The 24231-nt window shown below is 32.1% G+C and carries 18 protein-coding genes; 16 read left to right on the forward strand and 2 right to left on the reverse strand.

The annotated features are described in order from the left end of the window. Window positions 1-37: 37 nt before the first annotated feature. Window positions 38-730 carry a response regulator transcription factor gene (locus EF514_RS02395; RefSeq protein WP_127723449.1) on the forward strand — a complete coding sequence of 231 codons (693 nt, stop codon included), beginning with the start codon at window positions 38-40 and terminating at the stop codon, window positions 728-730. Beyond that, window positions 730-1941, forward strand: coding sequence for a sensor histidine kinase (locus EF514_RS02400; protein WP_127723451.1), 1212 nt, complete (start codon window positions 730-732; stop codon window positions 1939-1941). Before EF514_RS02395 ends, EF514_RS02400 begins: the two co-directional genes overlap by 1 nt. A gap of 79 nt (window positions 1942-2020) precedes the next feature. On the opposite strand, the gene EF514_RS02405 is transcribed toward EF514_RS02400, so the two are convergent. Together EF514_RS02405 and EF514_RS02410 are read right to left on the reverse strand one after the other, a co-directional pair. Beyond that, the gene (locus EF514_RS02405) at window positions 2021-3727 is read right to left on the reverse strand and encodes a hypothetical protein (RefSeq protein WP_127723453.1); all 1707 of its coding nucleotides are present in this window, start codon (window positions 3725-3727) and stop codon (window positions 2021-2023) included. Then, complete coding sequence (locus EF514_RS02410) at window positions 3714-4622, reverse strand: FUSC family protein (RefSeq protein WP_127723455.1); 909 nt, start codon at window positions 4620-4622, stop codon at window positions 3714-3716. The genes EF514_RS02405 and EF514_RS02410 overlap by 14 nt, the downstream gene beginning before the upstream one ends. 189 nt (window positions 4623-4811) lie before the next feature. Between EF514_RS02410 and hpf the strand changes: the two genes are divergently transcribed. The 14 genes from hpf (at window position 4812) to hutH (ending at window position 23675) form a co-directional block, all read left to right on the forward strand. Beyond that, window positions 4812-5345 carry a ribosome hibernation-promoting factor, HPF/YfiA family gene (gene hpf, locus EF514_RS02415; RefSeq protein ID WP_127723457.1) on the forward strand — a complete coding sequence of 178 codons (534 nt, stop codon included), beginning with the start codon at window positions 4812-4814 and terminating at the stop codon, window positions 5343-5345. A 306-nt stretch (window positions 5346-5651) separates the two neighbouring features. Beyond that, window positions 5652-6065: a hypothetical protein gene (locus EF514_RS02420; RefSeq protein WP_127723459.1), complete on the forward strand. Its 414-nt coding sequence runs from the start codon at window positions 5652-5654 to the stop codon at window positions 6063-6065. Between the two features lie 118 nt (window positions 6066-6183). Beyond that, window positions 6184-7158, forward strand: a complete 975-nt coding sequence (locus EF514_RS02425) for a hypothetical protein (RefSeq protein WP_127723461.1) — start codon at window positions 6184-6186, stop codon at window positions 7156-7158. A gap of 18 nt (window positions 7159-7176) precedes the next feature. After that, window positions 7177-10245 (forward strand): ATP-binding protein, encoded by a 3069-nt coding sequence (locus EF514_RS02430; protein ID WP_127723463.1) that lies wholly within the window; start codon window positions 7177-7179, stop codon window positions 10243-10245. Beyond that, window positions 10242-11618 (forward strand): methylaspartate mutase accessory protein GlmL, encoded by a 1377-nt coding sequence (glmL, locus tag EF514_RS02435; RefSeq protein WP_127723465.1) that lies wholly within the window; start codon window positions 10242-10244, stop codon window positions 11616-11618. The genes EF514_RS02430 and glmL overlap by 4 nt, the downstream gene beginning before the upstream one ends. A 201-nt stretch (window positions 11619-11819) precedes the next feature. Continuing rightward, window positions 11820-13574: a urocanate hydratase gene (locus EF514_RS02440; protein ID WP_127723467.1), complete on the forward strand. Its 1755-nt coding sequence runs from the start codon at window positions 11820-11822 to the stop codon at window positions 13572-13574. Window positions 13575-13642: 68 nt separating this feature from the next. After that, window positions 13643-14947, forward strand: coding sequence for a YjiH family protein (locus EF514_RS02445; RefSeq protein WP_127723469.1), 1305 nt, complete (start codon window positions 13643-13645; stop codon window positions 14945-14947). 138 nt (window positions 14948-15085) lie between these two features. Further along, window positions 15086-16393, forward strand: coding sequence for a Na+/H+ antiporter family protein (locus EF514_RS02450; RefSeq protein WP_127723471.1), 1308 nt, complete (start codon window positions 15086-15088; stop codon window positions 16391-16393). Window positions 16394-16473: 80 nt separating this feature from the next. Next, entirely contained in the window at window positions 16474-17784 is a 1311-nt protein-coding gene (locus EF514_RS02455; RefSeq protein WP_127723473.1) for a Na+/H+ antiporter family protein, read from the forward strand. 18 nt (window positions 17785-17802) lie between these two features. After that, window positions 17803-19023, forward strand: coding sequence for an imidazolonepropionase (hutI, locus tag EF514_RS02460; protein WP_127723475.1), 1221 nt, complete (start codon window positions 17803-17805; stop codon window positions 19021-19023). 24 nt (window positions 19024-19047) lie between these two features. After that, complete coding sequence (locus tag EF514_RS02465; protein WP_127723477.1) at window positions 19048-20214, forward strand: amidohydrolase; 1167 nt, start codon at window positions 19048-19050, stop codon at window positions 20212-20214. Between the two features lie 13 nt (window positions 20215-20227). Then, window positions 20228-20782 (forward strand): cyclodeaminase/cyclohydrolase family protein, encoded by a 555-nt coding sequence (locus EF514_RS02470; protein ID WP_127723479.1) that lies wholly within the window; start codon window positions 20228-20230, stop codon window positions 20780-20782. An 11-nt stretch (window positions 20783-20793) separates the two neighbouring features. Continuing rightward, window positions 20794-22134 carry an aminotransferase class III-fold pyridoxal phosphate-dependent enzyme gene (locus EF514_RS02475; protein ID WP_127723481.1) on the forward strand — a complete coding sequence of 447 codons (1341 nt, stop codon included), beginning with the start codon at window positions 20794-20796 and terminating at the stop codon, window positions 22132-22134. Between the two features lie 5 nt (window positions 22135-22139). Then, complete coding sequence (hutH, locus tag EF514_RS02480; RefSeq protein ID WP_127723483.1) at window positions 22140-23675, forward strand: histidine ammonia-lyase; 1536 nt, start codon at window positions 22140-22142, stop codon at window positions 23673-23675. Window positions 23676-24231 lie beyond the last annotated feature (556 nt).

Raw genomic sequence — 24231 nt, forward strand, 5'->3', positions numbered from 1 at the left:
ACATATTGTGATAAAATGATAAAAAAGGAGGGATGTTGTGAATTATAATATTCTCGTATGCGATGATGAAAAGGATATAGTCTTGGCCTTGGAAATATATTTAAAGGCTGAAGGATATGAGGTATTTAAAGCCTATGACGGATATGAGGCTCTTGAAATACTGGAAAAAGAGCAGATTCACTTGGTGTTAATGGATCTTATGATGCCGGGCTTAGATGGAATATCTACAATATTAAAAATCAGAGAAGAGAAAAATATTCCAATTATAATATTATCTGCAAAATCAGAAATTACAGATAAAATAATAGGCTTAAATGTAGGGGCTGATGACTATATAGTAAAACCTTTTAATGCCATAGAATTAGTGGCTAGAGTTAACTCAGTACTTAGAAGGTTTACTACTTTGGGAAGTGCGGAAATAGATAAGGACGTCTATTCAGTGGGAAGAGTTACTTTAAATGACAGCTCCAAGGAAGTCTTAGTTGATAACGTACCTGTGAGCTTAACTCCCTATGAATATAAAATATTGTTACTGCTAATGAAGAACAAGTCAAAGGTTTTTAATTCCGATGAGATATATAAAGAGGTGTGGGAGGAAGAAGCCCACGATGTGAAGAAGGTAATTTCCGTTCATATTTCTCATTTAAGGGATAAGATAGAAATAAATCCAAGGAAGCCTGACTTAATAAAGAGCGTCTATGGAATGGGTTATAAAATAGAGGATAAATAATGGTAGCGACTAAAGATGTGAAATTTGAATTTAAACGGCTTTACAAGTACATTAGAGATGATGTGGACTTGGAGTGGGTTTTGTTAAATTGTTTAATAGCAGGTTCTTTAATATATGGCAAGTTGGGATACTATGCCGGAGTTATAATATTTTCAGCTGTGGTGCTTATTAAAATCTTTGCTAAAAATTTAATTAATTCAATTTTCACTTTAAAGTTGGCCCTTGAAACTGAGGGAAATAAAATTTATCTTTCCTTCGTATTTTTAAATTTATTTATGGCGATGCTGCTGGTTCAAATTGACTATTCAGGATTTGCCAGCTTTATGGTTCTAGTAGTAATTAGAACGGTTTTAGGAATTGAAAATATGTATGTTCAGAATTTAATTTTAACTGATTTAATTGAAGGACTGTATAATTGGGGGGAGACGGGAGATGTATCATCTCTGGCTTCAAAGAAAACTTTAGAGAGTGCAAAGTTTTTAAATTCAATAAAGGAACAGATAAGTGAATCAGTAGATAAAAAAATGGAATCGGAGTATTTAAAAACCGAGTTGATTACCAATATCTCTCATGACTTAAAAACTCCTTTGACCTCTATAGTAAATTATACAGACATACTGGGAAAGAAAGATGTTATGGACGATGAGGCAAGAGAATATATTAAGGTACTTGGACGTAATTCAGAGCGTTTAAAAAATTTAGTAGTAGATTTAATTTATGCCTCTAAGACCGGTTCGGGAGACGTTAAAGTTGAAAAGAGTTTTATAGATTTTAATGAATTGGTCTCTCAAATATACGGAGACTATGACGAGGTTTTAAAACGAAAAAATGTAGAATTTGTTTATAATTATGGGAGCGAGGAAATTCCTCTTTACACTGATGGAAATATACTTTCTAGAATAATTCAAAATTTAATTTCCAACGCCTATAAGTATTCAAAGTCCGGAACTAAAATAGTTGCAAATACAAAGTACAGTGAGGACTATGTATTTTTTTCCATAGAGAACGTTTCAGATCAAAAAATTGAATTTACGGAAAAGGAGCTTTTTAATGAATTAGTAAAATCTGAAAAATCAAGGACCACTGAAGGTTCCGGACTAGGACTTTACATTGCCAAAAATTTGGCGGAAATTCTTGGAGGAAGCTTGTCCTTAAAAATGGAAAATGATATTTTTAAAGTTATATTGGAATTTAAAAAAGATTTATCCTAAATTATATTTTGATATTTAAAACCCCTAAATCCGGACAAGGATTTAGGGGTTCAGTTTAAAATCTGATTTTGATTTATTTTTAAATTGTAAGTTCAATAACCTTAGCCTTTTTTGAACTTTTAATGTAATAGTCAATAAGTGTATCGCTTAGAAAGGTCTTTTTAATAATATTGTTTTCAAAGTTAATTATATTTAAATTTGAAATTAACTCTATAATATAAAGATTGTCCTTGTTAAAATTTATTTCATCTAAGATAATAAACGTGTTTTTTTCCTTTAATAGCTGGGCGATGCTTTGAATAGTATATCCTAATTTTTTCACAGTGCTTGGTTTTAAAAAGCTTAAAAGGAAGTTTTCATTAAAAATACTGTGAATAAATATGGCATATTGCTCTGAGGGTTCAAAGGATAAAAAGTGGTTAATTCTTTCAGTTAAATCAGCCGCATTTGAATCTTCCTTAATTTGTATAATATTCTTAGCAAGAGAAAAATTAAAGAATAAATCTATAAGGGGATAGTGGATCTGTCTTTTGGTCTTAACTTCTTTAATGGGCTTTAAGTTTAATTCATCTGCGATTAAATTTATAAAGTAGGGAGTTATCTCCTTTGAATTTTTAGAAACTTTAACATTGTATAAAGTGAAGAATTCCAAAAAATTATCATAGTAATCTAAAAGTTCAATTAACATATCATCAGGTATGTTATCCGATATATCTTCATCAAAGTAGAAGTTATTAAGGGAATTTTCCATGATGTCATTATAATAAAAGAAACTATTTAAACATTGAGTAAGTTCATCTGCCGCCTTTTTATACTTTTCATCATACCTTAAAGCATATTCGTAAAAATATTTTAAGTGAGAAATAGTTCTGTAAAGCTCCACCTTTGTATATACAAAGCCATCTCTAGCTGCATTTTCCAAAACTTTACCAAATTCATAATCAGAGAAGGTGGAATAACTTGCCTCAGTATCTTCAAATTGACTCCTATATAGGGCGGAAATGTAGTAGAAAAACTCTTCCGCATCAATATTGTATTTAACTCTTGCGTACTGTAGGAATTTATCTACGATCATTCTATCTTTTTCATGAAACATTTTTCTTAAAAGTGCTTCTCTATTTTTATTTAAAACTTCAATATCTTCAAGTTCAATAAACTCCTTATAGGAAATTGAAAATAAAAAGAATATATCAATTAAACTGTTCTTTAATAAGGGTATTAGATTTTTTATATTTTTATTTTGCTTTACAATAATTCCCTTGTTTTTAAAGAATTTATCCACTTTTTCCAGAAATAAAGTTTCAATTTCTTCGTTTATAGTTTCAATAATACTTAGCACAAAAGTATGGCCGTTGATTTCAATAAGTCTCACAAAAAGAATATCCCCTATATTAATTTCAGCTTCATAGAGTTGAGAATTTTCAAGGTTCAATTTTTTATTGAGAAATTTATCAACGGCACAAATGGAATTTTCATCTAAGGAATTAACTTCAATTATAGTACAGTAGCTGCCAAGTAATGAGTTAACAGTAGATTGGACTACTTCCTCCTGGTATCCATAATCTAAATTGGAAAAAGACCTTATAATTAAAGTTAAATCCACATTGCTATTGGGATCATCAAGCAGGGAGTAAGCCTTAATTTCATTAATATCTATGGTAAGTTTTAAAAAGTTGTAAAGTTCGCTGTCATCTCCCATAAACTTTACAATGTTATTTATTTGTCTATAAAAATTTAAAGCAAAAAGATATTTTTGCTGTGTTACTAAAAGATCATTCTGTTTCATTATTTTCTCCAACAAGCTTTTCTAAAATCAGTATATTTTCTAAAATCCTATGCATATGGTAATTAAATACCGAATTTAACTCTCCCTCTAAATCACCGTCAATAACCAGAGTTAAAGAAAAAACTTCATTGATTAACTGCTTATTGGCTTTAGAAACGTAGGGAGATTTATCAAAGGAATTTAACAGATTAAACCTCAGGTGTATGTCTTGAAGTAAATCTGTAATTCGTTTAGCTCTATCCATGTCAAAATCAACATGAAGAGGCGTATTTTTTTCAGATAATAAAAGTTCATATTGTTTAATAGTATTATTGTAAGAATCTTCAAAGTCGTCTATGTTGTGCTCTCTTTTGGAGATTAGCTCCATTATAAACTGTCTTGTATTCTCCAAAGTGTTTTTTGCCTCTGAAATAAAGTCGACATATACGTTTGGTGAAGAGATTAGATAATTTACTGCAATACCTATTATTATTCCCAAAAAAGTTCCCAAAATTCTGTTAAATCCATATATAAATTTATCTGTCTTTGAAGTAAAACCTGCTATAAATACAAGACATGATAACAGCACCATCTGTTTCATATTAAAGACCTGTAAAATATAGATTATAATAATTATACCCAAACCGCCAAGAAGAGGTCTAATATAATCCCCGGCAGGTATGTAGGAAAAAGCAACACCTAAAATAACTCCAAAGATGGCTGAAAACATTCTTTTTTTCACATCGTTATAACTTTCTGATAAAGATGATTTCATAGAAGTGATAGCCGGAATACACATAAATATTGGAGAGTCCAGATTAAATATTAAGGAAATATAAAGACATAGAGTTACTGCAATAGCAGTCTTAATCACTCTCATACCTATTTTAATTTTAAAATTTATTTTTTTGCTCATAATTATCACCGATTAGAATTATTATATCAGAGTGTATAAAAAAAAGCATCCACAGAGAATCAACAGCAGACAATTAGGCACCAACAGTTTTACACAGACTTATCCACATTATCCACAGATTTTAATGGTGAATATAATCGCAATAATAGGGTAAATGATATATAAGAAACTTGAGAGGAGTGTATAAATATGTTACTTAAATTAGTTGGAAAAAACATGGATCTTACTGAAAGCTTAAAAGCACAGGCGGAAAAGAAATTTTCAAAGCTTGATAATTACTTCAATGAGGAGATAGAGGGTAGAGTGGTTTTCTCCACACAAAAAAACAACATGACTGTAGAGGTAACAATTTTTCTCCCTGGTACAATCTTAAGAGCTGAAGAAACGACTCAGGATATGTATGCATCAATTGACAAGGCGTTAGATTCTTTAGAGAGGCAAGTTAGAAAATATAAGACCAGACTTAAAAAGAGATATCAAGATAATTCCAGAACTATTAGATTTGAGAATGTAGTGTCTGAAGAGCCGGAAGTTGAAACAGGTAAAATAATTAGGAGAAAAAAATTTAATTTACGCCCGATGAATGAAGAAGAGGCGGCATTGCAAATGGAGTTATTAAATCACAACTTTTTCATATTTCTAAATGCGGAAAATGACGAAGTGGAAGTTCTATATAAAAGAAGAGATGGCAACTATGGATTAATAGAAGTAGATGCGGAATAGAATTACTTATAGACCAACCTTAGGGTTGGTTTTTTATTTGTAAATTTATAAGCCAAAAGTGACTTGCGAATTTGATAATGGAAGGATATTAAATAGATTTTATAATATTTACTATATTGCAGTAACGTTAATATTTTTAAGATGAAATTTCATTTAAAGATATCAAAGGGTTTTATATTGATTCTATTCAACTCTTTTTTTAATATTTTGATAAATTTTTATTGAATAAGCAGTCTAAATAAATTTGATAGCATTTTTAAAAATTCATTGATATAGTATACTATATATTAGAAATAGGAGAGTACAGTGAATAATTTTATTAAAGAACTATTTAAGGTGGAAAGTATAGAGCATAGTAAGTTAGAAACTCTAGAAGAGACTTTGGAGATAATTGAAGATGATTATTTGGAAAAGTTAACTGAAAGTTATGAAATTGATGTCTCTATTATTAGAAATGAAAAAATAAGGAGATTAAATAGTAAAATCAAAGAAGATTTTAAAAGTAATTTAATGAATTTTACATCTGAAGAGCATAAGTCCTTTAATGAGTTTTACAATGGTATTGTAGATTACTCAGATGAGAATGTCTATGTAAATCTTAAAAAATTTACAGCTCTGGGTATTATTTTTTTATTTACTACTAACGGAGGAAAACTATACATTTTTAAAATTCCTGATGAACTTTGTGAAATTTATGAGGAGTTAATACGTACCAGTTAACGGAACAAGTTAAAATTAAATAAAAACTTAACGATAAACTTGAAAATCGCCCTAAAATTAACGAAAAGTTAACGGAGAAATCCTATAATTAACTTATATCTTAAGTGGGGTGATTTTTTTGAAGAAATTATACGTATATAGAAGAAAAAGTAAAATAATTTTATTTAATGGTGAGGAAAATGAAGTTATTTTTAATTTAAATGAATATAAAGATGTTGTAAATAATTTAGAAACGGATAAATACAGTTATTTTGATATTGTAAAAAAGGAATATGGAGTTGAGAAAGAAAAAGAAATAAAGGAAAAATTTTTATATCTTTTTAATTTCATACTTGTCAACAATATAAGCAATTATATAGTAGATAAATATATTGAGGGCAATTTCTATCAACTTAGTTTTGATGAATTTATTAAAGAGAATAAGAAGCAAGTTATAAAACTAAGCGGAGTTTTAGATATAGTAGATGTAATGGGAGATGTTATTACCTGTTTAATTAATACTGATGAATATTTAAACGGAAAATTAAAAATGGATTATGAAAAAGTCAACTTTAAAGATGAGGTTGAATTGAAAGATGAGGGATTGGGAAAGTTCTTTTATTATGAACCAAGTGGCGTTTCCAAACTAAAGAATAAATTAAAAGAAGATCTAGTGGCTTTTAAGTACGTAAAAGAAAAAAATAGAGATAAAGATGGAAGATTTATACTTCCGGTATATATTGATGAAGAAAAATTAAAGAATAAGGGACTGGAGAATTACGGAGACTTTATTGTAAATTGGTTATCTTTAAGTTATTTACATATGATTGAAAAAATACACGATTACTTTTTTGATTATTATGAATTAAGTGGTAATAGAGGACTTGTATATGATGATTTAACGGTGGCACTAATAGGTTTACTAAGTGCTGAAATTGAGGATTATCCTAAGGGTTTAAACAAATCTATTGAAGTGGGAAGAGAGACTAGCGGAAAGTGTTATTTTATAGATTCAGTTGTGAAACCTATATCATTAACACAGGATTTAGCTATGATTTTACAGGGAAAGGATGCCTTTGGGGTAGTTACTAAGATTATGAGGAGCAACAGATGAAAGTCTTAGGAGGTAAAAATGGTAGATATAAATTGTAATCTATTTAACTCTGTTGTCATAAAAGAAGATGATAATGAAGTATTAATCCCAGGGGGAAAAGTGGGAGGAGTATTTTATTACATTTTAATGAAGAAAATTGTAAGTAGAGATGAGTTGGCTGGAATATTTTGGCCATCTTCAAATGAAGAAAATGCTAAGTTAAGTTTAAGAAATGCGATCCATAAAATTAGAAAATCTTTTAAAGAGGATATTATAATTTCTCCTAATAAAAGTACTTTAATGTTAAATGAAGATATTAATTTCATAATAGATGCTGATATTTTTGATAAAGATCCTTTTAAAAATCTTGACTTATATAAGGGAGAATTTTTAAAGGGTTTCTATATTAAAGATACAATTGAATTTGAATATTGGCTAATAGAAATGAGAAATTATTATAAAGAAAGATGTATTATAACACTTCAAGAAAGAATTAAAGTAGATTACCAAGAAAGAGAACTTACACAGCTGGAAAAGGACATAAATACTCTACTGAGAATTGATAATTTTAATGATTTTGCCTATTTATACCTGTTGAAATTATATAAGTTAAAAGGTCGAAACGATAAGATAATAAATGAATATTACAATATTCAAAGAATTTTAAGAGATGAGCTTGGAATTGATCCCACTGAAGAGATGACGGCAATTTATAAAGAAGCTGTTGAAAGTGTGGGAAATAAGAAAGTTAAAAATTTAAAAGAGGATAACACCTTATTCTACAATAGAGAATTTGAGATGGATTTAATTCAAAAGAACTTGGATAAATTCTATAGTGGAGAGACTTCTAAGTCAATATTGGTCAGTGGAGAAGTAGGAATGGGAAAGACTCTTTTAAAAAAGAATATTTTAAAGCAAAACAAGGGAAAGTTTAAAGTTTTTGAAGTTAGTTGTTATAGTGTAGAAAAAGAGTTTTCCTATTCTCCTTGGATTAAAATAATAGATTTAATAAATAAAGAACTTTCAAAAGAAGATAGTGAAAAGCCAATACTTTGGGATGATGTCATAAAAAAGTTGTTTTTTGATGGAAGTAATAAAACTCAAGGTGTTAGAAAAATTTTAGAAAATAAGGAAAATTACGATTCTGATTTAATATATAATTCAATTATTTCAGCTTTAAAATCATTGAGTAAAAAGGGAAAAGTCTTAATAGTAATTGAAGATATTCAGTGGGCGGATACCTTAAGTATGAAGATACTAGTCAATTTAATTTTACATGTAAATGAAGATGTAAGATTTTTCCTTACGAAGACTAATGAAGTTTCTAAAAATATAGACAGACATTTAACTACTTTAATTGATTTAAATAAACTTTTGGAAATAAAATTAAATAGATTTGATAAGACAACTGTAGGAGTAATTCTAAGAAAGGAAATAAATGACATAAGTGAAGCTGATATAGATTATATTTATGAAAGGTCAAAGGGGAATGCTCTTTTCTTAAAAGTATATATAGATATCTTTAAGAATAATAAAAAAGAGGACTTAATAACTTCTAAGGTAAGTGATATTTTACAAGAAACCTTTTCAAATTTAAGTGATACTGAAATGAAAATCTTAGAGGTGATTTCCGCATTTTATGGAAGCATAGATATTGAATTGCTGTTAAAAATAGTCGACATAAAGGCTTTTGAAATTGTAGATAATTTAAATAATCTTGTAAAGAAAAATATATTAGAGGAAAACAAAAGCGGGAAAAGTGTAATTATAACTTTTGTACATTCTGTCTATAAGGACTTTGTATATGGAGAATTAAATGATCTTTCAAAACAAATAATCCATAGGGAAATTGCAGAGGCTTTGGAAGGAGAATTATCTGAAGATAATAAGGATATAACTAAATTTATAAAACTTAAATACCATTATAATCGTGCAAATGAAGAAGTTAAGACTGTTAAATATGAAGTTTATATTTTAAATTATTATTTAAATTTCAACCATGAAGTTTTTCCGAATTTAGATGATTACGATTTAAATAGACAGGTAAAAAACTTTATAAATAATGACAGAGCAATGCAATGGCTTGATGAAATAGAATGTAATATATTGAAAATAAAAAATTCCAGTAAGAATTCTTCAAATATAAATGAAATAAATTCCATTGAACTTCTATTTTTATACTGTAAAGGAAGGTATCTAATAAGATGTGGAAACTATTCTTCAGGTGTTAAGGTGATGAATAGAGTTATTCAGATGGGTAATGAATTAAAAGATGAGAGAATGGAATTATCGGGACATAAGCAAATGGCTATTTACGCCATTCAAATTAATGAACCTGAAATAATGCTTAAACATATTATAGAGGCTATAAAAGTTGCTAGGAGCTTAAAAGATAATGTAGAGATAGGAGTATTGTATAGACTGTACGGAGTTTATTATATGATGAAAGGGAACTTCAAACAGGCGGAGCTGCTTTTTGAAAAGTCTGTAGATACTTTTAATGCTCTTGAATTTATATCTAATTATAATTCCATTAGTATTGCTGCAGATTATAACTATATAGGTGAAATCAGAAATGCTGAAGGAAATTATGAAAAGGCAATGCAGTATTATGGAAAAGCAATAAATCTTTGTAAAGGAGTTGAAGTAACTTGTCAGGCTTTATTTTATTTAAATGCGGGAAAAACAAGTTACTTAATGGGTAATTTTGCGGATATGGAAAAATATTTAAATTTAGCTAAGAGCATAGTTAAACAATTTGACTCCTATTGGAAAAATTCCATATTAGATGCATTTTTGGCTCTTTGTAATTTTATAAAGGGAAATTATCAAATAGCTTTAGAATATTTAAAAGATGCAATTGCAGAGGTAAAAACCATAAATAATCCTAGGGATATAGGAAGTGTATATTTTGTTCAAACAATAATAGCTCTTGAATTAGAGGAAAGGGCGGAAAAAGAGTTAGATGATTTTAAAGGTTTCTTAAAGGAGTCTTCGGAATATTACTATTATAATGCGCTTAGATATTTAGAAGAATATAGAGACAGATCTGAAATAGAATTTTTAAAATCTTTAATACAAAATGATTTTAATGAGGTGATAATTTGAATGCATACTTATTAATAGATTTTGGGAGTACTTATACTAAGTTAAGTCTTGTGGATATTGATAGAAAAAAACTGGTTAAGAGAGTTAGTTCCAATACCACAGTGAAGACCAATATTAAAGTGGGTTATGATTTAGCTTTAGAGAAACTTAAGGATTCAGTAAATATGGATGAGGTAAACATTGTAGATACTTTAGCTTGTTCTTCTGCAGGCGGGGGTCTTAAAATGGTATCAATAGGTATTACTCCCAACTTTACAGTAGAGGCTTCTAAAAGAGCAGCCCTAGGAGCGGGAGCCAGATTGTTAAAAAGTTATAGCTATAGGTTGAGCTTGGAAGATATTAAAGAAATAGATGACTTATCTCCGGACATTATTCTTTTAACAGGAGGAGCGGAGGACGGTAATAAGAGTTATATTATACACAATGCCAAAATGTTGACTCAGCTAAATTCAAATATCCCCATAGTAGTGGCCGGAAATAGTTATGCTGCAGAAGAAGTGGATTTAATACTTAAGGATTCAAATCTTGAATATGAAATAACGGAAAATGTAATGCCTGATATTAACAGAATAAATGCTGATCCTGTTCGTGAAATTATAAGACAAATATTTATGAGACAAATTATGGTTGCCAAAGGAATGGAAGATGTAGAAAAAATCACAAGTGAAATTTTGATGCCTACTCCAACGGCGGTTTTAAAAGCTACGGAGTTACTTTCAAAGGGGACGGAAAATCATAAGGGACTGGGCGAAATTGTAGTGGTGGACATTGGAGGAGCTACAACGGATATTCATTCAGTTTCAGAGCCTATTAAAGATAAGAATTTTTTCTATGACGGACTAGAGGAACCCTATTTGAAAAGAACTGTTGAGGGTGATCTTGGAATGAGATATTCCGCCATAAGCCTTTATGAAAGTGTGGGAGAAGAGGGCTTTAAAAAATTTAATCCTAATATTGATAAAATCTATGATAGATGTAAGTTTAGACATGATAATCCTGAAGTTCTATTGGAGTCCTGCGATGAGAGAGAATTTGACGAAATAATGGCAAAAAATTGCGTTGAACTTTCAATAAGGAGACATTGTGGAAGTATTAGGGAGTCCTATATGAATGGAAGGACGGTTATCCTACAAAAGGGTAAGGACTTGAGAAAAATTTCAATGGTAATAGGAACTGGAGGAGTTATAATTAACAGTAAAGATGCAAAATGTATCTTAAAGCAGGTAAAAAACGGAGATGAGAAAAAGCTTTTGCCTGAGAATCCGGATTTTTATTTAGATAAAGAGTACATACTATCATCAATGGGATTACTTAGTATGAGAGATAGTGATTTGGCTTTCGAAATATTAACGGAAAATATAAAAAAATTATAAAACAAGTGAATTATAAAGATAAAATAATACTTTTTAAAAATAAAAAGTATTATTTTTTTATTTTTATTAAAAAGTTGAAAAAAATAACGGAAGGTTAACGGTGGATTAATATAATGAATTTAATTAGTGGGGAAGTATTATAAAAGAAAAACTCATTAAAATATTTAGTATCAATTTGGTTTATGAAAGGAGATTTTAATTATGAATGGAGAAATGGGACTTTATTACAGAGAAAATCCTGAAATTCTATATGAAGTAAAGGCACAAGGCGGAGGTTTAAAGGACACAGATACTTTAAGATGTAAGGGTTGGCGTCAAGAAACTATCTTAAGGATGCTTGAATTTAATATGGAAAACGCTGAAATTCCTGAGCTTCTAGTAATTTATGGAGGTAACGGTAAGTGTGCAAGAAACTGGGAATCCTATTGGGCGATAGTAGATGCACTTAAAAACCTTGAAGATGATGAAACATTAGTAGTTCAATCAGGAATGCCTGTTGCAATTTTCAAAACTCATAAAGAAGCACCATGTGTAGTTATGGCTACTACTAATATTATGCAAGCTACTTGGGAAAGATTCTATGATTTACAAGATAAGAACTTGACTATATTTGCTCAGTACACAGCAGCTCCATGGGAATACATAGGAACACAAGGTGTAATTGAGGGAACATTTGAAACACTTTCTGCAATTGCTATGAAAAAATACAATGATGACCTGACAGGAAAAATATACCTAACTGCCGGAGCAGGTGGAATGGGTGCTAACCAAACTTGGGCTATGAAGATGCATGGCGGAGTATGTATAGTTGTTGATGCAAATGAGAAAATACTTCAAAAGAGAATTGAAAAAGACTACTTGGATATGATTGCAGATTCTCTTGAAGAGGCAGTTAAAATTGCAAAAGAACACGTTGAGAAAAACGATCCTATTTCAATAGGTATTGTTGGAAATGCTGCAGATATTTATGAAGAAGTACTTGCAAGTGACTTCAGACCTGACATCTGCTCAGAAATGTGTCCATGTCACGACCCTATTTCCTATATACCTTCAGGCTATACACCGGAAGAAGCAGATCAATTGAGAATTGATGATAGAGCTAAGTATTTGGAAATTGCAAGAGAAACTATGAAGAGACAACTTGCTGCAATGATTGCATTAAAAGCAGACGGCGTTGAAGTATTTGAATATGGTACAAGCATTAGAAAAGAATGTATGGATGCAGGCTTCCCAAGAGAAGAAGCAATGAAGATAAGAGGTTTTGTTGCAGAATATATTAGACCTTTATTCTGTGAAGGCCGTGGACCTTTCAGATGGACATGTCTATCAAGAGATCCTGAAGACCTGAAAGTATCTGATGATATAGCTCTTGAAGTTTGTAAGGGCGACAATCTAGTTGAAAGATGGATTAAACTTGCTAGAAAGAATCTTCCAATTGAAGGTATGCCGGCAAGAGTTTGCTATATGGGCTTTGGTGAAAGAAAGAAATTTGGACTTGCAATTAACCAAGCTATCAGAGAGGGAAGAATTAAGGGTACAGTTGCCTTTTCAAGAGATAACTTAGACTCCGGTTCAATAGTTAACCCTACATTTGAGTCTGAGGATATGCCAGATGGCGGCGATTATATTTCTGACTGGCCATACCTAAATGCACTTCTTGACTGTGCAGGAGGATGTGATTTAATAGCTATTCAAGCAAACTACTCAATGGGTGAAGCAGTTCACACCGGAGTTACTATGATAGCAGACGGAACTGAAGAAGCGGACAGAAGATTGGCTGTAACACTTACTACTGACTCCGGTATTGGAGTTATCCGTCATGCACAAGCCGGATATCAAACTGCTAAGGACGTAGCTAATGGAAAAGGTAAATATACTACTGATTCCATTAAAGTACCACTATGGTGGCAACCAGCAGATAAGGTTACATTCGGACCAGAAGGAATGTATCGTTAATAGATAATGCATAAATAAGGCACAATTTAATTGTGCCTTATTTACAAAAAAAGATGGGATGTGAAATTATGGATAAGAGGCAAAAAGCTTCATTAAAGTTTATTTTATTCAGTCTTTTCGGCATATTCATGTTTTTTATATCAATACAGATAGGCGACGTAAAAACAATTCCCATTGATCATTTGGTAAAAGCCATATTGCGTATTCCTTACTTTATGGAAGGTTATGGACTGATAATAGTATTGTTTGGAACTTTGATGCCTTTTGTTTTAAAAACTTGGAATAAAAGCAATTTAAATAAAGTACTTTCAATATTGAACATTGCAGGATTAGTATTTGTAATAATGAGTATGTTTAAAATTGGTCCGGAAATAATTACACAGGAATCAATGGGACCCTATGTATTAAATAAAGTAGTAGTACCAGTAGTTTTAATTGTACCAGTTGGATCTGTATTCTTATCATTTTTAGTTTCCTATGGATTAATGGAATGTGTGGGAACTTTTATGGAGCCGATAATGAGACCGGTTTTTAAAACACCTGGTAGATCTGCAATTGATGCTGTAGCGTCCTTTGTAGGAAGCTATTCTCTGGCACTTTTAGTTACTAATAGAGTCTATAGAGAAAATAAATATACCACTAAAGAAGCAGCTATAATTGCGACAGGATTTTCAACTGTTTCTGCGACTTTTATGATTATTACACTTAGTACTTTAGATTTAATGGAACATTGGAATATGTTCTTTTGGACTTCTTTAATAATAACTTTTATTGCAACAGCAATAACAGCTAGATTGTATCCGCTTTCAAGAATGCCTGAAGATTATTTTAATCCAGAAGGTGAAATAGAAGAAGCGGAACAAAAAAAGTTAAAAGGAAAAGAACTATTTGTACAAGCTTGGGATACCGGAGTTGAAAATGCAATGTATTCCGATTCTGTTTGGGATAATACAGTTTCAAATTTAAGAGATGGAGTAAAATTGGCATTGAATATAGGGCCTACTATGATGTCTATAGGAGTAATATCTTTATTAATTGCACAATATACCGGTGTTTTTGACATTTTAGGATATATTTTCTATCCGATTACCGCACTTATGAGAGCTCCGGATCCACTATTGGTAGCTAAGGCATCTACAATAACTATTGCTGATATGTACGTTCCTGCAATTATATCTACAGCAGCGGGAATTCAAACAAAATTTATAATAGCAGTAGTTTGTATATCTGAGGTATTGTTCTTTTCAGCATCAATACCGTGTATTTTAGCTACTGATATTCCTATTAAAGTTAAGGATATAGTAATTATATGGTTTGAAAGAGTGGTTATATCACTAATTTTAGTGATACCGATTGCAAAAATCTTTTTTTAAGTAAAAAAATAAAAATTTAGTTAAAATGAAAATGTTGTGTAAAAGAGGAAAAGAGGATAGATAGTTAGAAAACGTTACTACAAGGTTAATATTAAGGTTTAAAAATACATCTAAAAGATGAAATCTAGGAGGAGTAATATGATACTTTTAAACCCTGTAGTAATTTCTGTTTTAGTATTGTCAATTTTATGTTTGTTAAAACTTCCTGTATTTGCAGCACTTATAATAGCAGCTTTAACAGCTGGGCTTTCAGCAGGTCATGGCTTTGCAGATACAATGGTGGTTTTTATTAATGGAATGGGCGGGAATGCCAATACCGCTTTAAGTTACGTACTACTTGGTGCACTGGCCTACACTATAAATAAAACCGGTGCGGCAGATATACTTGCAAGAAAAATAGGTACAATGGTAAAAGGAAATAAATTTGTTTTAGCCCTAATAATAATATTGGTATCTATGGCATCGGGAACTATAATACCTGTTCACATTGCATTTATTCCAATATTAATACCTCCACTTTTATCTTTAATGAATAAGATGAAAATGGACAGGAGAATGGCTGCGATTTGTTTTGGATTTGGACTTAAAGCACCTTACATAACTATACCTATAGCCTATGGAGCAATTTTCCACGGAGTAATTAAAGACTCGGTAAATGCGGCTGGTCTTGCAATAGAATCTGATTTAATTTGGAAGACAAATTGGATGGCGGGAATTGCAATGTTTGTAGGTTTGATTTTAGGACTGCTTTATTACTCAAGAAATAGAGAGTATGAAGATAAATCTAATAAGGGCGAAGAAGAATTAAATAATGGCGAAACTATAGTTGTGGAGACAAAACACTGGCTGACTTTAGTTGCAGGAATAATAGCTTTAGTTGTACAGCTTTTAACGGATTCTCTTCCTTTGGGAGCTTTGGCTTCGTTGGTATTTCTTGTTCTTGTAAGAGTAATAAAGTGGCATGAAATTGAAGAAGTAATAAACGGTGGAATAGGTTTAATGGGTTTTATTGCCTTTGTAATGTTAATAGCATCGGGCTATGCAAATGTAATAATAGAATCAGGTGCAGTAGAGGCTTTGGTTGAAGCCACATTTAGTATGCTTGGCGGTTCTAAGCTTGCAGGTGCTTTTATTATGTCCTTACTTGGTTTGTTAATTACTATGGGTATAGGAACTTCCTTTGGTACAGTTCCAGTAATAGCTGCTATTTACGTACCACTGGCATTAAAACTTGGTTTTTCACCTGCGGCAATAGTATTTATGGTTACAGTGGCAGCAGCACTTGGAGATGCCGGTTCACCTGCTTCAGATACAACGTTGGGACCTACATCGGGATTAAATGCAGACGGTCAACACGATCACATTTGGGATACTTGTGTACCACAATTTATATTCTATGATATCCCCCTTTTAATTGTGGGAACTATTTGGCCGTTATTTTTATAAAAATTCATTAATTAATAATAAACAACAATCATATTTAGAAGATACTAAAATATTCCTCTTAAAAATTTAAGGAGGGTATGATGATACTTTTAAATCCAGTAGTAATATCGGTATTGGTATTAGCAATACTTTGTTTGTTAAAACTTCCAGTATTTGCAGCACTTATAATAGCAGCTTTAACAGCTGGACTTTCAGCAGGACATGGTTTTGCAGATACAATGGTAACTTTTGTTGGTGGAATGGGTGGGAATGCCAATACCGCTTTAAGTTACGTGCTACTTGGTGCACTGGCCTACACTATAAATAAAACCGGTGCGGCAGACATACTTGCAAGAAAAATAGGTACAATGATAAAGGGAAATAAATTTATACTTTGTATAATTATAATATTGGTATCTATGGCATCAGGTACAATAATTCCTGTTCATATTGCATTTATTCCAATATTAATACCTCCACTTTTATCTTTAATGAATAAGATGAAAATGGATAGGCGAATGGCGGCTATTTGTTTTGGATTTGGTTTAAAAGCACCTTACATAACTATACCTATAGCCTATGGAGCAATTTTCCACGGAGTAATTAAAGACTCGGTAAATGCGGCGGGTTTGGCAATAGAATCTGATTTAATTTGGAAGACAAATTGGATGGCAGGAATTGCAATGTTTGTAGGTTTGATTTTAGGACTGCTTTATTACTCAAGAGATAGAAATTATGAAGATGTGAAGAGCCATGCAGCAGGAGATGATTTAGATAACGGAGAGCCTATAGTTGTTGAAACAAAACATTGGTTGACTTTAGTTGCCGGAATTATAGCTTTAGTAGTCCAGCTACTAACAGATTCACTTCCGTTAGGGGCTCTTGCTTCACTTACTTTTCTTGTAATAACAAGAGTAATAAGGTGGGGAGAAATTGAAGAAGTAATAAATGGCGGAATAGGGCTAATGGGCTTTATTGCCTTTGTAATGTTAATAGCATCAGGCTATGCAAATGTCATAATAGAGTCGGGAGCAGTTGAATCATTAGTGGAAGCAGCCTTTAGTGTACTTGGTGGCTCTAAACTGGCAGGATCTTTTGTAATGATATTATTGGGACTGTTGATTACAATGGGAATAGGAACATCTTTTGGGACAGTGCCTGTAATAGCGGCAATATATGTGCCGTTGGCGTTAAAACTTGGTTTTTCGCCGGCAGCAATAGTATTTATGGTAGCCGTGGCAGCAGCTCTTGGAGATGCCGGTTCCCCTGCTTCAGATACAACGTTGGGACCTACATCGGGCTTAAATGCAGACGGTCAACACGACCACATTTGGGATACATGTGTGCCTCAATTTATATTTTATGATATACCCCTTATGATAGTTGGAACTATTTGGCCACTATTCCTGTAAAAGAACAAAGGAGGATTTATGAGTTATATACTTTTAAAAAACTGTAGAGAACTTTTAACAGTGAGAGAAGATGCTAAGGATTTAATAGGTTTATTGAAAAATAAGTCATTACTGATAGAAGATGAAAACATTAAGAAAATAGATGATTATGAAAATATAATTCAAGACATAGGTGATGAAGAATATAGGGAGATTGACTGCAGTGATAAAGTTGTAATGCCGGGATATGTAGACAGTCATACTCATTTAATATTTGGGAAGAGCAGAGTTGATGAATATGTAGCATCTCTAACTATGAATTCAGAGGAAGTAAAGAAAACAGTGGGAAGAGTAGGACTTGCATCTTCAATATATTCCACTAAAAACGCCACTGATGAAGAACTTGTAGAATCCTCCTTAATAAAACTTAATAGAATGTTGGAAAGCGGAACGACAACTGTGGAAATAAAGTCAGGCTACGGTATAGATAAAGATGTTGAACTTAGACAACTTAGACTTTTAAATAAAGTTAGAGAAAAAACACCTCAGACCATATTTTCAACTTACCTAGGTGCTCATTATTATGATGAAAAAATGGGAAAAGAAAAGTATATTGATTTTATGATTAAAGAAGTAATGCCTATAGTGAAAGAGGAAAAATTAGCCCAATTCTCAGATGTATGGATTGATGACGGATATTATACTGCAAAAGAAGCCGAGAAAATTTTAACTGCAGGAATGGATTTTGGTATGGTACCTTCAATGCATACTGAATGTTATTCTGCCATAGGCGGGGTAAAGTTAGCTGTTGAAATTGATGCTGCAAATGCAGGTCATTTAAATTATTTAACATTGGATGATACTAAGCTTTTAGCTAACTCCAACGTAGTGGGAATATTAATTCCGGGTACTGATTTTTCTGTAAAGCATCCAAGGCCTTTTAATCCAAGACCGATGATTGAAGAGGGGATGAAAATAGCAATAGCAACTAATTTAAATCCCGGTAATTGGGTTGAATCAATGCAATTTGCTATGGCTCTTGCCTGTAGGAATCATGGTATGACAGAGAAAGAGGCGTTAAGAGCCGCAACTTTAGGAGGAGCTCAGGCTCTTAGGATTGATGATAAAGTGGGTTCTCTGGAAGAGGGGAAAATTGCCGATATTCAAATCGTAAACAGTGACAGCTATAAAAATTGTGTCTATAAACTGGCTGTAAATGAAGTTGAGAGTATAATTAAAAATGGAGAAGTAATTTTTTAATCTTATTTGTAGAGGTGAATAAATTTGAAATTAGAAGAAAAATTAATTAACAGCATTGAAAAGTATAGGGAAGAAGCTTTTGCTTTAAATGAGTATCTGTTTAATAATCCGGAACTTCCCGGAGAAGAATACGGCTCATGCAAAAAGATTGTAGAGGTCTTAAATAAGTATGGAATAAAAGCGGAGGAGAATTTTTTTGACATTGAAACTGCCTTTTTTGGGAAAGTAGTTGAAAAGGAAAATTCAAAAGTAAATATTGCCCTACTCACTGAGTATGATGCACTTCCCGAAATAGGGCATGCTTGTGGTCATTCTGCAAGTGCAGCTATTTCAGTTTTGGCAGCTTTAATTTTAAAGGACAATGAAGACTTAATAGATTTTAATATTGATATAATAGGTACTCCTGATGAAGAGGACAAGGGAATGAAAATTCCAATGGCCGATGGTGGTGTTTTTGATAAGTATGATTGTGCAATAATGGTGCATCTTGCAACTAAAAACAGTCCTAATGGAAGATTCTTGGCCTTTGAGACCTATGAGTTTGAATTTACAGGAAAGCCATCGCATGCTGCTGCAAGTCCTTGGGAGGGAAGATCTGCTCTTGATGGATTAATGCTTAGTATTCATGCTTTTGACATGATTAGAAAATGTGCTAAACCACAGACTATTATTGAAGGATTTATTCAGGAAGGCGGAAAGGCTACAAATATAATTCCTGAAAAAGCTAAGGGCAAGTATACTTTTAGATCAAATTCAGCAAGTTATGTGGAAAATGAAATATTTCCATGGGTAAAAAATGCAGTGGAAGGTTGTGCCATGGCAACTCAGACTAAAGTGGAAATAAAACCTTTCGGCTATCCTTTTAGAGATATGAAGTATCTTGAAAGCGGTACACAAGTTATTGCCGATGTAATGAAAGATTATAAGATGGATTATGAAATTATTGAAAAGGGAGATGGATCATCGGATATTGGAAACGTAAGCTATCGATGTCCTGCCTTTCATCCTTATGTTGCATTGACAGATGAAGATATATCACTTCATACTAAGGAGTTTGCCGATTTGGTAATTTCAGAAAAATCAAAGCCGTGTATTGAGAATGGGACAATTATAATATTGGGATTTTTGGCAAGATTAATGGAAGATTCCAATATATTAGAGAGTATAAAAGAAGAATTTAATAATAATTGAAAGGTAGGTTTAAATGGACTATAAAGAGATTTTTGATTTAATCTTAGATGAAAATAACTTTACTGTAGGTGGAGGTTCTTCATCGGCTATTGCAGGAGCAATGGGCTGTGGATTAATGGGAATGGTTGTAAATCTTTCCAAGAGTAAAGATTATGGTTATAGTGATAAAGAGTATGACGATATGCTAGAAGAGTTAAATGACCTAAAGACAAAACTACTTAAGGGAAGTGTGGAGGACAATAAGGCTTACTTACTTATAAGAGATGCTTATAAGCTTCCTAAAAGTACAGAGGAGGAAAAAGAAGCGAGAAAAAAAGCTATTCAAAATGCTGGAATAGAAGCGGCAAAAGTACCTTTATCAAACGCTATGTTAAATAAAAGAGTAAATGAAATTGGTATGAGTTTATTAGATAAATCTAATCCCGCATGTATTACTGATTTGCAAGCCGGTATTGACTTTTCAAAGGTCGGCATAGATGCCGGACGTGCAAATGTGGAGGCGAATTTACCTCTTATAAAAGATCAGAATATAGTTGATGATTTTAATAGTAAGATTGAAAATTTATAGAAGGGTAAATTATGAATAAAACAAATCAACTGTTAATAGACCTTGATGAAGAGTATATTGCAAAATGTACCAGGGCTCCATATTTTCCTATTGTGGCAAAGAGAGCAAAAGGGGTAATAGTTGAAGATGTGGAAGGCAGAGAATATATTGATTTAATAAGTTCGGCCTGTGTGCTAAACACCGGTTATAATCACGATGAAGTAGTTAAGTCAGTAAAAGAACAGATTGATAAATATATACACTTCGCCAATGATTATTTTTATACTGAACCCCAAATACAGCTTTCAAAGGAGCTAGTAGAAATAACTCCTGGAGAATTTAAGAAAAAAGTAATCTTTGGTTTTTCAGGTTCCGATTCAATAGATTCGGCTATAAAAGCTGCAAGGGCCTATACCGGTAGAAGTAAGATTATCTCTTTTATAGGTTCTTATCATGGTTCCACTTATGGTGCTATTTCTATAAGTGCTATTGACTTAAACATGAAGCGAAAGATAGGTCCTCTCCTTCCGGAAGTTTTTCATTTAAAATATCCCTTGTCAACTGAAATGAAAGATTTTGAAAGTGAAGAAGACTTTAGTAAAAGAAAATTTTTGGAATTTGAAGAGAACTTTAAATACTATATACCTGCTGAAGAAGTTGCGGCTGTTTTTATAGAACCGATTATTGGGGATTTAGGACTTATAGCACCACCTAAAATTTTCATGAAACTTTTAAGAAAATTTTGCGATGAGAATGGAATTTTATTAGTAGCAGATGAAATTCAACAAGGTTTTGGTAGAACCGGTAAGTGGTTTAGTATTGAACATTTTGAAGTAGTGCCTGATTTAGTAGTTATGGGAAAAGCTATGGCCTCAGGTTTTCCAATGAGTGCGGTTGTGGGAAGGGAAGAGGTAATTGATTCTATAGCAATGCCAGGACAACTTTTTACATTGCAGGGTAATGCTGTAACTGCAGCTGCGGCTCTAAGTACAATAAAGGTAATTAGAGAGGAAAATTTGTTAAAAAGAGCTACAGATGTGGGAAGTTATATAGTAAAAAGATTTAATGATATAGCAAAAAACACTTCAATTATCAAAGACATTAGAGGATGGGGTCTAACGATTGGAGTGGAATTATTTGATGAGAAGAAAATAATACCGTCTGTAAACCTTGTAAAGAAAATTTGTTATAGATGTTTTGAGAAGGGTTTAATTTTAATTTATTTAGGTGGAAATACTTTAAGAGTACAGCCTCCTTTAATTATCAGTGATTTGGAAATAAAGGAAGCTATGGATAAAATAGAAGAGGTTTTTAGAGAATATGAACAGGGAGAAATACCTGATTCAATATTAAATGAAATAAAGGGTTGGTGACTGAAATGGATAAAGTAATAAAGATTAACGGAAGTGATTTGACTATTGAAGATGTAGTAGCTGTTGCAAGATATGGTGCAAAAGTTGAACTTGATGAAAATCAAAAGGCTGCAATTTTGGAGTCAAGACAGTATATTGAAGATACATTGGAGAGAGGTCAAGCTGTATACGGTATTAATACAGGATTTGGTAAGTTTTGTGAAACGGCTATTTCAGATGAAGAGCTGGACCTACTACAGAAAAATTTAATTTACTCAGATGCTTGTGGAGTAGGAGAACCTTTTGATACAGAAATAGTAAGAGCTATGTTGCTGCTTCGTGCAAATGCTGTGTGTAAGGGATACTCAGGAGTTTTAATGAGAACTATTGACTGTATGATAAATATGCTAAATGCAGGAGTACACCCAATAGTTAGAGAAAAGGGTTCTGTTGGTGCTTCGGGAGATTTATGTCCTTTAGCCCATATGGTACTTCCGATGATGGGAGAAGGCGAAGCGGAATATAAAGATGAAGTTCTTCCGGGTGCAGAGGCTATGAAAAGAGCTGGAGTAGATACGATTGTTCTAAAGGCTAAGGAAGGCCTGGCGCTTATTAACGGAACTCAGGCTATGATGGGTAATGCAGTTCTTGCTGTCTATGATGCTGAAAAGCTACTTAAAGAGGCTGACATTGTAACTTCTTTGACCTTTGATGCTCTTGAGGGAATTATAGATGCTTATGATGAAAGAGTTCATTTAGTAAGACCGCACCAAGGACAAATTGATGTTGCTGAAAATCTAAGAAGATTACTTGAAGGAAGTGGTAGAGTTACAAGACAAGGACAAAAGAGAATGCAGGACAGCTATAGTTTAAGGTGTGTTCCTCAAATTCACGGTGCATCAAGACTTGCTTTTGAGTATGTGAAAAAGACTGTGGAGACAGAAATTAATTCAGTAACAGACAATCCTTTAATCTTCCCTGGTGAAGATGGGGCATGTATTTCAGGAGGAAACTTCCACGGTCAGCCAATTGCAATTGCAATGGATACTTTGGGAATTTTAGTATCTGAAATTGCAAACGTATCTGAAAGAAGGATTGAAAAGATGGTAAACCCTGCACTTTCACACGGCCTACCTGCATTTCTAATTGCAAATGGAGGAGTAAATGACGGTTTTATGATTCCTCAATACGTTGCTGCAGCGTTGGTATCTGAAAATAAAGTTTTAGCCCATCCTGCAAGTGTGGACTCCATACCTACATCTGCAAATCAGGAAGATCACGTAAGTATGGGTACAATAGGTGCAAGAAAAGCCAGAACAATATTAAACCATGCTCAACATGTAATTAGTATTGAGCTTTTATGTGCAGCTCAGGCAGCTGATTTTGGCTCTATAGAAAAATTGGGCAAGGGTTCAAGAGAAGCTTATAATACAATGAGAGAAAAAGTTGATTATATGGAGAATGATGTAATATTCTATCCTGATATGGATAAGGCCTTTGAACTTGTAGAAAAACATGAACTTTTAGATAGGGTGGAAAGAGTAGTTGGAGAATTAAAATAAATTTTAAAGCACTGAAATTTATATCAGTGCTTTTTTAATGGGATGGTATTTTCTAATCATTAAAAAATGGAGTTGTTTTATAAATATTATTATGACAGGAGTGAATAAACCATAACTACACCTAAGCTATTGTAATTGTATTATTTGATAGAGATAGGTTTGAAATTAAAGGAGATAGAAGTCATATAATAAATTTTTAATAAGTGAAAAATATTTAAGAAATTTAAAGTAATGTGATTGTTAACTGTTAAAATTAAAAATTAAAAACATTAACGGTAGATTAACGAAATTTTGATATAATATGAAAAATTTAGAAAACAACAATTATTTGATTAATTTGGCACCTAGCATATAAATTTAAAACATTATTTAATCTAATTTTATTTGGCTTGTTTAAATTTTAAAAATTTTAATATAGAGAAAGGAGTAGAAATGTTAGAGGAAAAATTAATTAAGAGTATTGAAAAATATAAAGAAGAAGCCTTTGCATTAAACGAGTACCTATTTAACAATCCTGAAATTTCAGGGCAAGAATATGGTTCATGTAAGAAGATAG

Source organism: Anaerosphaera multitolerans, from assembly GCF_004006535.1.
GTDB lineage: Bacteria > Bacillota > Clostridia > Tissierellales > Peptoniphilaceae > Anaerosphaera > Anaerosphaera multitolerans.

What these genes read in the sequence shown, in the direction of transcription:
- EF514_RS02400 (WP_127723451.1), top strand. Translation starts at nt 730, where the DNA reads ATGGTAGCGACTAAAGATGTGAAATTTGAATTTAAACGGCTTTACAAG.
- EF514_RS02405 (WP_127723453.1), bottom strand. Translation starts at nt 3,727, where the DNA reads ATGAAACAGAATGATCTTTTAGTAACACAGCAAAAATATCTTTTTGCT.
- EF514_RS02410 (WP_127723455.1), bottom strand. Translation starts at nt 4,622, where the DNA reads ATGAGCAAAAAAATAAATTTTAAAATTAAAATAGGTATGAGAGTGATT.
- hpf (WP_127723457.1), top strand. Translation starts at nt 4,812, where the DNA reads ATGTTACTTAAATTAGTTGGAAAAAACATGGATCTTACTGAAAGCTTA.
- EF514_RS02430 (WP_127723463.1), top strand. Translation starts at nt 7,177, where the DNA reads ATGGTAGATATAAATTGTAATCTATTTAACTCTGTTGTCATAAAAGAA.
- EF514_RS02440 (WP_127723467.1), top strand. Translation starts at nt 11,820, where the DNA reads ATGAATGGAGAAATGGGACTTTATTACAGAGAAAATCCTGAAATTCTA.
- EF514_RS02445 (WP_127723469.1), top strand. Translation starts at nt 13,643, where the DNA reads ATGGATAAGAGGCAAAAAGCTTCATTAAAGTTTATTTTATTCAGTCTT.
- EF514_RS02450 (WP_127723471.1), top strand. Translation starts at nt 15,086, where the DNA reads ATGATACTTTTAAACCCTGTAGTAATTTCTGTTTTAGTATTGTCAATT.
- EF514_RS02455 (WP_127723473.1), top strand. Translation starts at nt 16,474, where the DNA reads ATGATACTTTTAAATCCAGTAGTAATATCGGTATTGGTATTAGCAATA.
- hutI (WP_127723475.1), top strand. Translation starts at nt 17,803, where the DNA reads ATGAGTTATATACTTTTAAAAAACTGTAGAGAACTTTTAACAGTGAGA.
- EF514_RS02470 (WP_127723479.1), top strand. Translation starts at nt 20,228, where the DNA reads ATGGACTATAAAGAGATTTTTGATTTAATCTTAGATGAAAATAACTTT.
- EF514_RS02475 (WP_127723481.1), top strand. Translation starts at nt 20,794, where the DNA reads ATGAATAAAACAAATCAACTGTTAATAGACCTTGATGAAGAGTATATT.
- hutH (WP_127723483.1), top strand. Translation starts at nt 22,140, where the DNA reads ATGGATAAAGTAATAAAGATTAACGGAAGTGATTTGACTATTGAAGAT.